Annotated in this window: 15 protein-coding genes; 10 read left to right on the plus strand and 5 right to left on the minus strand. The window is 71.9% G+C overall.

Annotation, left to right across the window (positions count from 1 at the left end; genetic code table 11):
- Positions 1 to 155 precede the first annotated feature (155 nt).
- Positions 156 to 995 (minus strand): DUF4184 family protein, encoded by an 840-nt coding sequence (locus ACIQMR_RS03240; RefSeq protein ID WP_401382221.1) that lies wholly within the window; start codon positions 993 to 995, stop codon positions 156 to 158.
- Positions 996 to 1,216: 221 nt separating this feature from the next.
- Between ACIQMR_RS03240 and ACIQMR_RS03245 the strand changes: the two genes are divergently transcribed.
- The 3 genes from ACIQMR_RS03245 (at position 1,217) to ACIQMR_RS03255 (ending at position 4,374) form a co-directional block, all read left to right on the plus strand.
- Positions 1,217 to 2,929 (plus strand): lytic transglycosylase domain-containing protein, encoded by a 1,713-nt coding sequence (locus ACIQMR_RS03245; protein ID WP_401382222.1) that lies wholly within the window; start codon positions 1,217 to 1,219, stop codon positions 2,927 to 2,929.
- 297 nt (positions 2,930 to 3,226) lie between these two features.
- Positions 3,227 to 3,364 carry an SPW_0924 family protein gene (locus ACIQMR_RS03250; RefSeq protein WP_401382224.1) on the plus strand — a complete coding sequence of 46 codons (138 nt, stop codon included), beginning with the start codon at positions 3,227 to 3,229 and terminating at the stop codon, positions 3,362 to 3,364.
- 17 nt (positions 3,365 to 3,381) lie between these two features.
- Entirely contained in the window at positions 3,382 to 4,374 is a 993-nt protein-coding gene (locus ACIQMR_RS03255) for a DUF3068 domain-containing protein (RefSeq protein WP_401382225.1), read from the plus strand.
- A gap of 29 nt (positions 4,375 to 4,403) precedes the next feature.
- Here ACIQMR_RS03255 and hrpB read toward each other — a convergent pair whose 3' ends face one another.
- On the minus strand, positions 4,404 to 6,965 hold the full coding sequence (gene hrpB, locus ACIQMR_RS03260) for an ATP-dependent helicase HrpB (RefSeq protein WP_401382227.1): 2,562 nt from the start codon (positions 6,963 to 6,965) through the stop codon (positions 4,404 to 4,406).
- Positions 6,966 to 6,969: 4 nt separating this feature from the next.
- On the minus strand, positions 6,970 to 7,773 hold the full coding sequence (locus tag ACIQMR_RS03265) for a class I SAM-dependent methyltransferase (RefSeq protein ID WP_401382229.1): 804 nt from the start codon (positions 7,771 to 7,773) through the stop codon (positions 6,970 to 6,972).
- 385 nt (positions 7,774 to 8,158) lie between these two features.
- Here ACIQMR_RS03265 and rpsA point away from each other — a divergent pair, with 385 nt between their 5' ends.
- The 5 genes from rpsA (at position 8,159) to ACIQMR_RS03290 (ending at position 12,473) form a co-directional block, all read left to right on the plus strand.
- The gene (rpsA, locus tag ACIQMR_RS03270; protein ID WP_266375005.1) at positions 8,159 to 9,652 is read left to right on the plus strand and encodes a 30S ribosomal protein S1; all 1,494 of its coding nucleotides are present in this window, start codon (positions 8,159 to 8,161) and stop codon (positions 9,650 to 9,652) included.
- A gap of 150 nt (positions 9,653 to 9,802) precedes the next feature.
- On the plus strand, positions 9,803 to 10,744 hold the full coding sequence (locus tag ACIQMR_RS03275; RefSeq protein WP_401382232.1) for a PAC2 family protein: 942 nt from the start codon (positions 9,803 to 9,805) through the stop codon (positions 10,742 to 10,744).
- A 138-nt stretch (positions 10,745 to 10,882) separates the two neighbouring features.
- Entirely contained in the window at positions 10,883 to 11,482 is a 600-nt protein-coding gene (gene coaE, locus ACIQMR_RS03280; RefSeq protein WP_401382234.1) for a dephospho-CoA kinase, read from the plus strand.
- Between the two features lie 150 nt (positions 11,483 to 11,632).
- Positions 11,633 to 12,028, plus strand: a complete 396-nt coding sequence (locus ACIQMR_RS03285) for a DUF3592 domain-containing protein (RefSeq protein WP_401382236.1) — start codon at positions 11,633 to 11,635, stop codon at positions 12,026 to 12,028.
- 82 nt (positions 12,029 to 12,110) lie between these two features.
- Positions 12,111 to 12,473 (plus strand): tetratricopeptide repeat protein, encoded by a 363-nt coding sequence (locus tag ACIQMR_RS03290; RefSeq protein WP_266375010.1) that lies wholly within the window; start codon positions 12,111 to 12,113, stop codon positions 12,471 to 12,473.
- 45 nt (positions 12,474 to 12,518) lie between these two features.
- Here ACIQMR_RS03290 and ACIQMR_RS03295 read toward each other — a convergent pair whose 3' ends face one another.
- Positions 12,519 to 12,794, minus strand: coding sequence for a DUF6343 family protein (locus tag ACIQMR_RS03295; protein WP_401382238.1), 276 nt, complete (start codon positions 12,792 to 12,794; stop codon positions 12,519 to 12,521).
- A 169-nt stretch (positions 12,795 to 12,963) separates the two neighbouring features.
- Here ACIQMR_RS03295 and ACIQMR_RS03300 point away from each other — a divergent pair, with 169 nt between their 5' ends.
- Positions 12,964 to 13,434, plus strand: coding sequence for a DoxX family protein (locus ACIQMR_RS03300; RefSeq protein WP_401382239.1), 471 nt, complete (start codon positions 12,964 to 12,966; stop codon positions 13,432 to 13,434).
- Positions 13,435 to 13,485: 51 nt separating this feature from the next.
- On the opposite strand, the gene ACIQMR_RS03305 is transcribed toward ACIQMR_RS03300, so the two are convergent.
- Positions 13,486 to 13,821 carry a hypothetical protein gene (locus ACIQMR_RS03305; protein ID WP_401382241.1) on the minus strand — a complete coding sequence of 112 codons (336 nt, stop codon included), beginning with the start codon at positions 13,819 to 13,821 and terminating at the stop codon, positions 13,486 to 13,488.
- 206 nt (positions 13,822 to 14,027) lie between these two features.
- Here ACIQMR_RS03305 and ACIQMR_RS03310 point away from each other — a divergent pair, with 206 nt between their 5' ends.
- Positions 14,028 to 14,978, plus strand: a complete 951-nt coding sequence (locus ACIQMR_RS03310) for an SPFH domain-containing protein (protein ID WP_401382243.1) — start codon at positions 14,028 to 14,030, stop codon at positions 14,976 to 14,978.
- Positions 14,979 to 15,075 lie beyond the last annotated feature (97 nt).

The raw sequence follows: 15,075 nt of genomic DNA on the forward strand, positions 1-15,075 counted from the left end.
GCGGAGGCGGCGGTAGGGGGCGGGCCGGCAGTGGCCCGCCCCCTACCGCCGCCCCGACCCTCTACAGCCCCGACCCTCTACAGCCCCGACCCCGTAAGGCGCGCCACCCGTACACCACCTCGTGCATCGCGGGCCCCGTACGCCGGCCCGCTTCGTCAGGCCGGCTGGTCGACCCGGTCCGAGGTGGTGCTGTCCGTCCGCATCCTCAGACGGACGGCCGCCGCGTAGAGCACCACACCCGCCGCGAGGCCCGCGCCCGCGCCGAAGCAGGCGGTCGGGACGATGTCGAGCGGGGAGTCGATCCGGCCCCAGTACAAGTACCAGCGCACGCAGCGGTGCACGGTCCCGGCGAGGACACAGACCGCCAGCAGTGCGGCGGCCGCCCGCCGGCCGCGCCGGCCGATCCGCGGCACGGACGGCGGCGCCGGTGTCGTCGACGGCACAGCCCTCAGCGCCGAGGCGGTGAACCAGACGAGAGCGATCAGCGCCAGTGCCGAACTGCCGTACTGCGTGTACGTGTAGAGGGGGAATCCGGCGACGGACTCGGCCAGCACGGGCAGGGCCCGTGTGCCCCAGCGGTCGAAGTGGGTGAACGAGTCCCAGACGATGTGCGTCGTCGCCCCGATCACCGCCGAGACATAGAGCCAAAGCACCGCCACCAACGGCGGCCGGTCGCCCCAGGGGCGGCCCCGCAACACGGCGTGCACCTGCCCCTGCCGGCCGCGCGGCAGCAGCGCCAGCAGTGGCTCACGCACCATCAGCCAGAGGCCCACCAGCACGGCGGTGATGGCGGCATCGACGGTCAGCACACCCAGCGGCCCGTGGGTCATGCCTCCCAACTCCATCGCCTCGGGACGCACACTGGCCGCGAAGTACGTCATATCGGGCGCGAAGGAACCCGCGACGAGCGCCGAGGCGAACAGCGGGCCTCGCGCCGTGCCGTTCCTCCGGATCCCGGGCAGAACCGCCGCGGCATGGCTGAGTGTGAATGGCATGGTGCCCCCGTAGGACCATCTGTGAGCAATGCGGACCAGTATGCGGGAAGCTGACCGTCCGCCATACGAACGCGCGGTTCCGCATACCGCGGACGGCCGGGAGGTGAACAGCGGCAAGAGCGGCCGGGGGACCTGTGTTACGGCGCCGCGAGTTGCCGTAGTGTCACCCGGGACACTGCGCGGGGAGCGCGAACGGTCGCCGACGGGGAGGGAACAGACGTATGGCAGCGCAATTCGGCCGCCGACTGCGCAGGGGAGCCGCCACGACGGCGGTGGCAGCGGCCGCGGTGGCCGCGCTCTCCGCGTCGCAGGCGCCGGGGGTCACCAACGTCGGCAGCGACAGTGACACCCCGACGTCCGAATCGACCGCGCCACCGGAGTCCTCGGCCACCGGCAACTCCCCGTACTACACGGATCTGCCGCCGCTGAACAGTCCGAACAAGCCGGGTGCCGCTCCCGCTCTCCCCGTGACGGGTCCGGCGGAAGCGGGCATTCCGGCCACGGTGCTCGCCGCGTACAAGCAGGCGGAGCAGACCCTCGCGAGCAGCGACCCCGCCTGCCGCCTCCCCTGGCAACTGCTCGCCGCGATCGGCAAGGTCGAATCCGGCCAGGCGCGCGGCGGCCGTGTCGACGCCAACGGCACCACGCTCACCCCGATCCTCGGCCCGGTCCTCAACGGCGTCGGTTTCGCCAACATCTCCGACACCGACAACGGTGCCTACGACGGCGACCGCACCCATGACCGTGCCGTCGGCCCGATGCAGTTCATCCCGTCGACCTGGGCCACCTGGGGCCAGGACGCCAACAGCGACGGCAGCAAGGACCCGAACAACATCTACGACGCCGCCCTCGCCGCCGGAAAGTACCTGTGCGCGGGCGGCCGTGACCTGTCGGTCCAGGCCGACCTGGACCGGGCGATCCTGAGCTACAACCATTCGCGGGAGTACCTGCGGACGGTCATGACGTGGTTCGAGTACTACAAGAAGGGCACGCACCAGGTCCCGGACGGTACGGGCGTACTGCCGACCGATCGCAGCGACCGCGGCACCGGCGCGAGCCCCACGCCGACCGCCCCGCCCACCCCGGGCGGCACGCCGAGCCCCTCGCCCTCCCCGTCGAAGCCCGGTGGTTCGCCCAGCCCCACCCCGCAGCCCTCCCAGCCCGGCACGCCGACGCCGACTCCGACGCCGCCGCCCACCGCGACGGTCTTCGGGATCGAGAACGCGGGCACCGGACAGCCCACAGCCACCGCCGGCGGAGAGTTCACGGAGCTGCCGAAGGTCCGTGCCAAGAACCGTTCGGGCCAGTCCGTCGTCGGGGCCGACCTCGTCTTCGAGATCGTCGGTGACACCGGTGCCCGGTTCTCCGGCAACCGCACCGCCGTGGTCGTCCGTACCGGCACCGGCGGCATCGCCGTCGCCCCGGCGCTGACGGCGGGCGAGAAGACCGGCGACTTCACCCTCCGCGTCACCGTCGCCGGACGTCCCCTGCCCCGCATCGACTACGTCGCCACCGTGAGCCCGCGCCGGGCCGACGCGCTCGCGCGGACCGGGGACAAGGAGCTGACGGCGGCGCCCGGCGGCGAGTTCGCCGACGCGGTCGAGGTCAAGGCCACGTTCAAGGGCGCGGTGGCGGCCGGGGTGGCGGTCACCGCCACGATGATCACCGCGGCCGACGACCCGGCCGAGAACACCAAGGGCCCGTACTTCAAGGACGCGGACGGCAAGGCGGTCCGCACCCTGACGGAGCTGAAGACCGACGCCGACGGTGTGCTCGTCCTGCCGAAGATCTTCTCCGACGAGCACACCGGCACGTTCCTGCTGCGACTGACGACCGAGGGCGGCGCGACGCTGACCGTCGAACTGAAGGTCGCACCGGCCCCGGACCCGACCCCGACCCCGACTCCGACCCCGACCTCGAGTCCGGCCACCTGACCCGGTAGCGCACACGCACCACGCACGGCGTGCCGCCCCTTCACCGCTGCCCGGTGGAGGGGCGGCGCCATGTCCGGCGCCGCCTCCGGCTCCGCCATGTCGGGCTCCGTGTAGGGCTCGAAGCCGGGCGCCCTGTCCGGCGCCGCCGTGTCCATTGCCATGTCCCGCGCCATGTCCCGCGTCGCGAGCGGCGTCGTGTGCGGTGCGAGCTGTTCTCATCTCGCGGCCGCGTTGCTACGGTGCCTCCGCCCTGCCGTCCTGACGCCGTATCAGATCCGCGCACCCGGGAGGCCGACCATGCGCGCCCTCGTCGCCGCCGCCATCGGGCTGGCTCCTGTGCTCCTCGTCGTGCTGCTCGTCTCGGTGCTCGACGTACCGCCCGGGGAGACCTCGCCCAAGCCGATGTACACCACCGTCCCCGGTCCCAAGAAGTAGCGGGAGGACCAGCCGCCATGCGCCGCAAAGCCAGCCTCGTCCTCCTGTCCTTCGCCGTCTTCTTCGCCGCCCTCGCACCGGTGATGCGTTGGTACGCCTTCCCCCGGCTGGCGAAGATCCCGCCGAGCCAGTACCAGGAAATGGTGCTCGAGGCGAAGCCCGCGACGCTGCTGCAGTACGACACGATGCAGGCGAAGCAGGTCGAGAAGGTCACCATCGTGCAGACCCTCAAGGGCAACGTCGAGGAGTCGGCGAAGATCGAGCGCGACGCGGGCCGGGACGTCGTCGTCTGGGACTCGCTCTCCTACGTCCAGGGCCCCGACGGCAAGATGGTCTCCCAGATCCCCGAGCGCTACATCTTCGACGCCCACACCCAGGACCCCGTGCACGCGACCGGCGAGATGGTCGACGGCGACGCGGTACGGCGCGAGGGCATCGAGTTCAAGTGGCCCTTCCTGACCGAGAAGCGGGACTACGAGTACTTCGACGCCCAGACCCGTACCTCCGCCCCCATCCACTACAAGGGGACGCGGGACTTCCGGGGCATGGAGGTCTACTACTTCGAGCAGACGATCCCGTGGACCAAGGTGCCGTACCCGAAGAAGATGCCGATGCCCGGCATCGACGCCACGACGCTGGAGAAGCAGACCGGCACGACCCGCTGGTACACCACCAAACGCATGTTCTGGGTCGAACCGGTCACCGGTGCGCCCGTCAACGGCGAGGAGATCCACACCGAGGAACTGCGCGGCGGTTCACTGCTCGGTGGCCGTGAGAAGGTCACCGCGTTCTCCGGGCACGTCAAGATGCGCGAGGACTACGTCGACCACACCGTCGGCCTGGTGTCGTCGAACCGCACGCTGGTGCTCCTGCTCACCTCGTATCTGCCATGGGGATTCCTGACCCTCGGCGCCGCACTGCTCGCTCTCTCCCTCTATCTGGAAGCACGCTCGCGCCGGCCCGACGACGACCCCGTCGCGGAGCGGCGCCCCGAGCCCGTCGGCGTCTGACCACCGCCCGCCCCGGGCACCGGACACGGTCAGCGCTTCACACCTCGCGTCGGCCGGGCCGTCGTCGGGTCCTCGGGCCAGGGGTGCCGCGGATAGCGGCCGCGCAACTCCGCGCGCACGGCCCGGTAACCGTCGCGCCAGAACGAGGCCAGATCGGCGGTGACGGCCGCCGGCCGCCCGGCGGGGGAGAGCAGATGGACGAGTACGGGAACCCCGGCGACGCGCGGCGTCTCGTGCAGCCCGAACAACTCCTGGAGCTTCACCGCCAGCACCGGCTGCTCGGCGGAGTAGTCGACCCGGATCCGGGACCCGCTGGGCACCTCGATCCGCTCCGGGGCGAGCTCGTCGAGGCGCACCGCCTCGCCGGTGGCCCAGGGCAGCAGCCGTCGGAGTGACTGCCCGGCGTCGACCCGGGCGAGATCGGCCCGCCGCCGGGCCCGGGACAGCTCCGGCTCCAGCCAGTTCCCGGCACGCTCCAGCAGGGCCGCGTCCGACACATCGGGCCAGGGCGCGCCCAGCACCCGGTGCAGAAAGCCGAGCCGCTGCCGCAGCGCCCCGGCATCCCGTGACCAGGCGAGCAGCCCGAGCCCTTCACGACCGAGCCCCTCCAGCAGCGCGTCCCTGACGAGACCGGGCCCCGGCTCCTTCAGCGGACGTACGGACAGCTCCACCGCGCCGAGCCGCTCCACGTGCCGGGCGACGACGTCACCGTCCTCCCAGTGCACCTCCTCGCCCCTGCTCAGCAGATGCGCCGCGGCGGCGCGCGCGGTGTCCTCGTCCACGACGGCGGCGAGCCGCACCCGTGCGGATGCCGCCTGCGCCTGCCGGTCCGCCACGGCCACCGCCAGCCACGGCGCGCTCCGCAGCCGCGAGCCCTCGCCCAGCTCCGCACCGGTCCCGGAAGCCATCAGATACGCCGCCTCGCCCCGCGCCCGCGCGACGCGCTCGGGGAAGGCGAGCGCGGTGACGAAACCGGCGACCGTGTCATCGGCGAGGTGGCCCTCCGCCGGCCCCGCCGCCCCAGGCCGCGCCCGTGCGCCGCGTGCCCCGGACACCGAGGAGTCCCGAGGCGCGGCGCCGGCCGGGGAACCGGGGGCGGAGCCCCCCGTCCCGGCCGACCGCGCCAGCCGCCCCGCCTCGGTACGCCAGCGCGCACCGTACGCGTCACCCCCGCGGCGCGCCGTGCGCCAGGCCGCCGCCAGGTCGTCGCCGTACTCGCGCGGCGGCTCCTCGCTCAGCAGGGCCACGACCTCGGCGGCGCGGCGGGCACCCACCTCGGGCGCGCCGTCCACCAGGGCCCGCGCGAGACGGGGATGGACGCCGAGGCGGGACATGCGCACGCCGCGGCCGGTCACCCGGCCCGACGCGTCGACCGCGCCGATCGCGGACAGGACCGAGCGGGCGGCGGCCATCGCCCCGCCCGGCGGCGGGTCCAGCAGGGCGAGCCCGGAGGCGTCCGGGGCGCCCCAGCACGCCGCCTGGAGCGCGAACGCGGTCAGATCCGCGACCTGGATCTCCGGCGCGGGGAAACGGGGGAGCCGGCCGTCCTCCGCCTCCGGCCAGCAGCGGTAGACCGCACCCGGCGCCTCACGCCCCGCCCGGCCGGCCCGCTGGCGGGCCGCCGCCTGCGAGGCCCGCACCGTCGTGAGCGAGCCGATGCCCCGCGCATGATCGGTACGCGGTTCCCGGGCGAGGCCCGAGTCAACGACGACGCGCACCCCCGGAACGGTCAGCGACGACTCGGCGACCGATGTCGCCAGCACCACCCTGCGGCCCCGACCGGGCGAGAGCACCGCGTCCTGCACCGCCGCCGGCGCCCGCCCGTGCACCTGGAGCACCTCGGCGTCCACATCCCCGAGCAGCCCGGCGACCCGCGCGATCTCCCCGACGCCCGGCAGGAAGCACAGCACGTCCCCCGTGCGCTCGCCCAGCGCGCGCCGGACCACCGACGCGACATGCGAGAGCAGCGCCGGGTCCACCCTCGTCCCGTGCGGTGGCCGCACCGGCCGCGCCGGGGGAGCCCACACCACGTCCACCGGATGCGCGACGCCCTCGGCCTCGACGACCGGCGCGTCACCGAGCAGTCGCGCCCACCCCTCGGCGTCCGTCGTCGCCGACGCCGCCACCAGCCGCAGTCCGGGCCGCAGGGTCTCCCGCACATCCAGCAGGAACGCGGCCACCGTGTCCGCGTCCAGGTGCCGCTCATGGCACTCGTCGAGGATCACCACATCGACGCCTGCCAGCTCCTGGTCCCGCTGGAGACGCTGCAGCAGCACACCCGTGGTGACCACCTCGACCGCGGTGTCCCGGCCGACGACCCGCTCGCCGCGCACGGTGAAACCGACCCGGCCGCCCACCTTCTCTCCCAGCAGCCACGCCATCCGCCGCGCCGCCGCCCGTGCCGCGATCCGCCGCGGCTCGGCGACGACCACCCGGGCGCCCCGCTCGGCCAGCGCCAGGGGTACCAGCGTCGTCTTGCCGGTGCCGGGCGGCGCGCACAGCACCGCCGAACCGTGCTCGTCCAGCGCCCGTTCCAGCGCGGGCAGGGCGGTGCGTACGGGCAGTGCGGCCAGGGCGTCCTCGCGGATCACGGCCTCAGTCCCGGACGCAGACGAAGATCGCCGTTCCGGGGATCAGGTTCCCGCGCAGCGGGGACCAGCCGCCCCATTCCTGGCTGTTCCAGGCCGGCCACTCCGGCTCGACCAGGTCGACCAGCCGGAAGCCGCCGGCGACCACGTCACGCACCCGGTCGCCGATCGTCCTGTGGTGCTCCACATATACGGCGCGGCCCCGCTCGTCCTGTTCGACGTACGGCGTGCGGTCGAAATAGGAGGCGGCCACGCTCAGCCCCTCGGGCCCGGGCTCGTCCGGGAACGCCCAGCGGATCGGGTGCGTCACCGAGAAGACCCACCGTCCGCCCGGCCGCAGGACCCGCCGTACCTCGCGGAACACCTTCACCGGGTCGGACACGAACGGCACCGCCCCGTAGGCGGCGCACCCCAGGTCGAAGGAGCCGTCCGCGAAGGGCAGGGCCCCCGCGTCGGCCTCGACGAGCGGGAAGCGGCCGCCGATCCGCAGGGCGTGCTGGAGCTGGCGGTGCGACAGGTCCACGGCCACCGGCCGGGCGCCCTGCGTTGCCAGCCAGCGCGAGCACTGCGCCGCGCCCGCGCCGATCTCCAGAACGTCCGCGCCCGTGATGGACTCCGCCGGGCCGAGCAGCCGGGCCTCCGCCTCGTCCAGCCCCTCCGGCCCCCAGACGAACCGGTCGTCGCCCAGGAACGCGCCGTGCTCGCTCTGGTACTCGTCCGCGTTCCGGTCCCACCAGCCACGGCTCGCCCGGCTGCTCTCCGCGTCGCCGGCGTCACGCCGGGTCGCCTCCGGTTCGTACTCTTGGATCATCTCGCCCGTCGTTGTACGTTGCTGATACCTCGCCCGGGGGCACGCACGAGCCGTGTCGCGGTCGTGTCGCGGACGAGCGAGGCGCGGCCATCGTGGCCTCGGGAAACCTTAGTTGTGCCGGGTATGCGGCGTTCCGCCCCGGGTGGGGGCCTTCGCGCATTGACCGTGCCCTGCCGTCCCCGTATGCTAAAGGTTGCGCTGCGGGCTTGCGCGCCTCAGACGTAGCAGGCCGCGCTCGCATCTGTTGTATGTCCCCTCGGTTCTCGAGGCGCCTCTCCCTTCGGGTGGGCGCTTACTTGGCTGTCCGGCTTCATCAGCTGCGATATCGGGCTCTCGGCGTAGCAGTACCTACGACTTCAATGTCCGTACCGGAGCCCTTTCCCACATGACGAGCAGCACCGAGACCACCGCCACCACCCCGCAGGTTGCGGTCAACGACATCGGTAACGAGGAAGCTTTCCTCGCCGCGATCGACGAGACGATCAAGTACTTCAACGACGGCGACATCGTCGACGGCGTCATCGTGAAGGTCGACCGGGACGAGGTCCTGCTCGACATCGGTTACAAGACCGAAGGTGTCATCCCGAGCCGCGAGCTCTCGATCAAGCACGACGTCGACCCGAACGAGGTCGTCAAGGTCGGCGACGAGATCGAGGCCCTTGTTCTCCAGAAGGAGGACAAGGAAGGCCGCCTGATCCTCTCGAAGAAGCGCGCCCAGTACGAGCGTGCCTGGGGCACCATCGAGAAGATCAAGGAAGAGGACGGCATCGTCACCGGTACCGTCATCGAGGTCGTCAAGGGTGGTCTCATCCTCGACATCGGCCTCCGCGGCTTCCTCCCGGCCTCCCTCGTGGAGATGCGCCGCGTCCGCGACCTCCAGCCGTACGTCGGCAAGGAGCTCGAGGCGAAGATCATCGAGCTGGACAAGAACCGCAACAACGTGGTCCTGTCCCGCCGTGCCTGGCTCGAGCAGACCCAGTCCGAGGTCCGCCAGACGTTCCTCACCACCCTGCAGAAGGGTCAGGTCCGCTCCGGCGTCGTCTCCTCGATCGTCAACTTCGGTGCCTTCGTGGACCTCGGTGGCGTCGACGGTCTCGTCCACGTCTCCGAGCTCTCCTGGAAGCACATCGACCACCCGTCCGAGGTCGTCGAGGTCGGTCAGGAAGTCACCGTCGAGGTTCTCGACGTCGACATGGACCGCGAGCGTGTCTCCCTGTCGCTGAAGGCGACGCAGGAGGACCCGTGGCAGCAGTTCGCCCGTACGCACCAGATCGGTCAGGTCGTCCCGGGTAAGGTCACCAAGCTCGTTCCGTTCGGTGCGTTCGTCCGCGTGGACGAGGGCATCGAGGGTCTGGTCCACATCTCCGAGCTGGCCGAGCGCCACGTGGAGATCCCGGAGCAGGTCGTCCAGGTCAACGACGAGATCTTCGTCAAGGTCATCGACATCGACCTCGAGCGTCGCCGGATCTCGCTGTCCCTGAAGCAGGCCAACGAGTCCTTCGGTGCCGACCCGGCTTCGGTCGAGTTCGACCCGACGCTGTACGGCATGGCCGCGTCGTACGACGACCAGGGGAACTACATCTACCCCGAGGGCTTCGACCCGGAGACCAACGACTGGCTCGAGGGCTTCGAGACCCAGCGCGAGGCATGGGAGGGCCAGTACGCCGAGGCGCAGCAGCGCTTCGAGCAGCACCAGGCCCAGGTCATCAAGTCCCGCGAGGCCGACGAGGCCGCCGCTGCCGAGGGTGGCGCCGCCGCTCCGGCCGCCGCGCCGCAGGGTGGTTCGTACTCCTCGGAGTCGGACGACAACTCCGGCGCCCTGGCGTCGGACGAGGCCCTGGCCGCGCTCCGCGAGAAGCTGGCCGGCGGCCAGAGCTGATCGCTCTCCGCTAGGCATCAGGCACTGAACCGAGGCCCGCTCCCCTTCCGGGGAGCGGGCCTCGGTCATGTTCCGGGTCCGCAGCCCGTCACCGGGAATGACCGCACGGTGCGTGATGTTGTGACCTGTTGACACGGAGGAGGGGCGAAAATGGCGCGAGATCCGCAGGGTTTGTACGAGTGGGAGCCCAAGGGACTGGCAGTCGTCGACATGGCGCTGGCACAGGAGTCGGCCGGGCTCGTCATGCTGTACCACTTCGACGGGTACATCGACGCGGGCGAGACGGGCGAGCAGATCGTCGACACCTTGCTCGGAACCCTCCCGAACCAGGTGGTGGCCCGCTTCGACCACGACCGGCTCGTGGACTACCGTGCCCGCCGCCCGCTGCTGACCTTCCGCCGTGACCGCTGGACGGGGTACGAGACCCCGGCCATCGAGGTGCGGCTGGTCCAGGACGCCACCGGCGCACCGTTCCTGCTGCTGTCCGGGCCCGAGCCGGACGTCGAGTGGGAGGGCTTCGCCGCCGCCGTACGGGAGATCGTCGAGCGACTCGGCGTACGCCTGTCGGTCACCATGCACGGCATCCCGATGGGCGTCCCGCACACCCGCCCCGTCGGCATCACCCCGCACGGCAACCGCACCGACCTCATGCCGGGGCACCGCAGCCCCTTCGACGAGGCCCAGGTGCCGGGCAGCGCCGAAGCCCTCGTCGAGTACCGGCTGATGCAGTGGGGGCACGACGTCCTCGGCGTCGCCGCCCATGTCCCGCACTACGTCGCCCGCTCCGCCTACCCGGACGCCGCACTCACCGCGCTCGAAGCGATCACGGCCGCCACCGGACTGGTACTCCCCGGAATCGCGCACACGCTGCGCACCGAGGCCCAGCGCACCCAGACCGAGATCGAGCGGCAGGTCGGCGAGGGTGATGAGGAACTGGTCTCCCTGGTGCGGGGGCTTGAGCACCAGTACGACGCCATCGCCGGCGCGGAGACACGCGGCAGCCTGGTCGCCGAACCGGTGGACCTGCCGTCCGCGGACGAGATCGGCAGGGAGTTCGAGAAGTTCCTGGCCGAGCGGGAGGACGGATCCTGAGGCCGGCAGAGCCGACGAAGCCTGCGGCCGGCAGGGCCGAAGGAATCCGCCGGATCCCGGCATGCGCGGTGGATCCGGGCCCGGCCGGTACCAGGGCCCGGCGGCGCACCGAATCGGACACCCCCTAAGCTTCCGCTCATGCTGAAGGTGGGCCTGACCGGCGGGATCGGCGCCGGCAAGAGCGAAGTGTCCCGGCTGCTCGTGTCGTACGGCGCCGTACTGATCGACGCCGACAAGATCGCCCGCGAGGTCGTCGAGCCGGGAACGCCCGGACTCGCCGCCGTCGTCGAGGCGTTCGGCCCCGAGATCCTCACCCCCGAGGGCACCCTCGACCGGCCCCGGCTCGGCTCCATCGTGTTCGCGGACGCCGACCGGCTGGCGCAGCTCAACGCGATCGTGCACCCGCTGGTCGGGGCGCGGTCGGCGGAGCTGGAGGCCGCGGCAGGGGAGGACTCGGTCGTGATCCACGATGTGCCCCTGCTCGCCGAGAACGGTCTCGCCCCGCTGTACGACCTGGTGGTGGTCGTGGACGCGGCCCCGGACACCCAGCTGGAGCGGCTCGTAGGGCTGCGCGGGATGACGGAGTCCGAGGCACGCGCGCGGATGGCCGCGCAGGCCACGCGCGAGCAGCGGCGGGCGATCGCCGATCTGGTCATCGACAACGACGGGCCGCTGGCGGCGCTGGAGCCACAGGTCCGCAAGGTCTGGGCGGAACTGACCGAGCGCGCTCGCCGGTAGCCCGCCGCGACGGGTGGCACTTCGCGCCACCGTCGCTCCCGGCAGGTGGCGTTCCGTCGCTGACACCGGGTTCCTCCCGGGGACGCCGGGCGTCAGGGATGCGTCAATCGGGCGCCCGGGGCGGAGACGGCGCGCGGCGCGGGTGCCAGCATGGATGCGGTGCAGATCGTCTTCGCGGGCTTCACCGTCCTCGGCGGGCTCGTCGCCCTCCTCGCGGGCGCGTACGGCCTGAACCGGACACGGCGGATCTCCGCCGCCGGCCAGGTCGTCACCGCCCTCGTCAAAGCCGCACCGCCGGGCGCGGACCGGCCCCTGCTCCAGTACGAGACCGCCGACGGCCGGGTCCTGGAGGTCCCGGCACCCGCGCCGCCCACCCGCGGTCTGCCGCTGATCCCCGGCTCCACCGTCCGGATCTCGTACGACCCCGACGACCCCCGAGAGGTCGTCCTGTCCGGTCATGAGCGGACTCGTATCGACCGGGGCTTCATGATCGTCGGGGCGATCGCGCTGCTCACCGGGCTGACGCTGGCGGTCACCGCACGGTGATCACCGGCCGCGGCCGTGATCGCCGGGAATGAGGCAAGGCGCACGATGTTGAATCCTTCAGGGGGAAGGGAAGGATGCGAGCGTGCCCGAGACGAACCCGGAGACCCATGTCATCGACTTCCGCGCGGCCGAGCATCTGCTCGCGGCGCGGGACCCCCGTGGGGCGATCAAGCTCCTCGACTCGGTCATCGCCGCGCACCCGGAGAGCAGAGCGGCCCGTCTGCTGCGGGCGCGCGCCTACTTCGCGGCGGCCCAACTGCGCGCGGCCGAGCGCGAGTTCCAGCACATAGTCGACCACGAGCCGGACAACGCCTTCGCGCACTTCGCGCTGGCCCGCACCTTCCAGCGCTCCGGCCGGCCGGACCAGGCCCTGCGGCACTTCCGGCTCGCGGCGGCGCTCGATCCCAAGCCCGAGTACCTGGAAGCCGCCCGCTTCGACTCCTGACCCTAAGCGGCGAGTCCTCGGCGGCGAGTTCTCAGCGGCCGGTCCTCAGTGGCGCCGTGTGTTGTCCCCGTGGTCCGGTTCGTACGGCGGGATGTCGGGGCCGGGCTGGTAGTGCGGTCCCTGATGGAGCCGGTGGACCACGATCATCAGATCGGTCATGACGATCAGGCACAGCACCGCGCAGGCGATCGCCCAGCCCGGGCGCTCCGCGAGCGCGAAGAGCGCCGTTCCCGCGGCCGCCCACAACAGTCCCCAGACACTCAGCCAGAACCGCATCCGCAGAGGACTGCGTGCGGTCGTCGGTTCACTCCCAGTGCGCATGGCAATCGCCTCTTCCACTCCTGGATGTACCCCGATCCCGGAGGTTGAGCCGGTGGTGGGTGCTGCGGCGACGAGTGGCGCGGCGATGAGTGGCGCGGCGATGAGTTCAGGGCGTGCACCCGGTCTCACTCCGTGCAAGCCCACACGCACGCTCTACCGAGGAGACCTCATGTCCGCCGACGCCACGGGCAGCACCGCCGCCGCTTCCGCCGCCTCCGTATCCGCCGCGCCCGCCACGGGTGCCGGCGCCGGCATCAGCCGCCGCAGGCATCTGACGGTCCTGACGCTGCAGATCCTGCTCGCGCTCTTCCTCGCCGTCCCCAGTGCCGCCCCCAAGCTGATCGGGCACTCCTCGGCCGCGGAGTCCTTCGACAGGATCGGCCTCGGCGACTGGTTCATGTACACCGTCGGCGGGCTGGAACTCGCGGGCGCCGTGGCGCTGGTGATCCCGATCCTCTCCGGGATCTCCGCCCTGGCGCTGATCGGCCTGATGATCGGGGCGTTCGTGACCCAGCTGACCGTGTTCGACGGACAGTACGCGATCACGCCGGTGCTGGTGGCGCTGCCGCTCGCAGCCGTCGCATGGGTCAGGCGGCACCACAACACCGAGCTGGTGGCGCTGCTCCGCCGGCGGCCGTGAGGCCGGGGCACCGAGCCACCGCCGGGCGCCGGGCAGGCTCCCGGCGGTGCTTCAGTGGACGAGGGAGTAGCTGCGCCAGGGCGGGTCGCCGGGGACGATGTTGTCGAACAGCGTCGTCGGGATGTACGCCGTATTGCTGCCCGTACAGTCGGGCGTCGGGTACGCGATGATGTCGATCAGCGTGGCGTTCTCGACCCGGACGGCGCCGGCCGCGGAGAACCGGTGGCAGCCGTTGACCCCGGGGTTCGACACCGTGACGACGGCTTTCCGCTCGGTCTCGTAGGTGACGGTGCCCACCGCGGTCCGGCCCAGGCCGGAACAGCCCGCGACAGCGGCGGTCAGGAGCAGTGCTCCGGCGGCGAGGCCGGGACGCCGGTGATCGGACATGGCTCGTCCTCGTCTGTGATGCGGACTCGTGCTCAGAACCCTGCCGGACGTCCGGCGGGGTTCGCACGCCATGCGCGTCCGCTCAGGGGATCCGGGCGGTGCACGACGCTCGACCACGGGTCGGGACAGGAATACCGTTGAAATCAGCCATACCGTTGAGTCAGAGACCGAAACTCCCGGACGCAGGGACCGCAGGGGGTGCAGTGATGGTCGAAGAGCTGGTGGCGGCGGGATTCGCGGCAGGGGCCGCGTGCGTCGTGTACGGCCTGGCCGCGGCCAGGGTCATCAAGCAGTACGAACGAGGCGTGGTGTTCCGCCTCGGCCGGCTCCGGGGCCGCGTGCGCGGACCCGGATTCACCATGATCGTTCCGATCGTGGACCGGCTGCACAAGGTGAACATGCAGATCGTGACGATGCCGGTGCCCGCACAGGAGGGCATCAGCAGGGACAACGTCACCGTCAGGGTGGACGCCGTCGTCTACTTCAAGGTGGTGGACGCCGCCGACGCGCTCGTCACGGTCGAGGACTACCGGTTCGCCGTCTCGCAGATGGCTCAGACATCGCTGCGGTCGATCATCGGAAAGAGCGAGCTGGACGACCTCCTGTCCAACCGGGAGAAGCTCAACCAGGGCCTCGAGCTGATGATCGACAGCCCGGCGCTCGGGTGGGGCGTGAGCGTCGACCGTGTGGAGATCAAGGACGTCTCGCTGCCCGAGACGATGAAGCGCTCGATGGCGCGCCAGGCGGAGGCGGACCGCGAACGGCGGGCCCGGGTCATCAACGCGGACGCGGAACTCCAGGCGTCCAAGAAGCTGGCCGAGGCGGCGCGCCAGATGGCCGACACGCCCTCCGCCCTGCAACTGCGCCTGTTGCAGACCGTGATGGCGGTGGCCGCGGAGAAGAACTCCACCCTGGTGCTCCCCATCCCGGTGGAGCTGCTGCGCTTCCTGGAACGGGGCGCGCAGCCCGCCCAGCAGCCGGAGCGGCGCCAGGAGGAACCACCGGAGAAGCCACCACTGACGAACGCGCCGGCGACGAACTCGACGGCGATCCCGACCATGGCGAGCGGCCCGCTGCCGGTCGTCCCGGAAAGCCCCGCGGCCCTGAGCGACCCGGCACACGGAGGCCACGAATCCCTCGGCGACGGGGCCCGGTAGGGAGGCGGCGCGTCGCCGCAAGCGCGGCCCGACCGGACCGTTGCCGGCGGCAGGGCCCTCGGGCGGCGGCGAATCGGGCGCTGCGCCGCAGGTCAGG

The organism is Streptomyces sp. NPDC091376, from assembly GCF_044757085.1.
GTDB classification, from domain to species: domain Bacteria; phylum Actinomycetota; class Actinomycetes; order Streptomycetales; family Streptomycetaceae; genus Streptomyces; species Streptomyces pratisoli.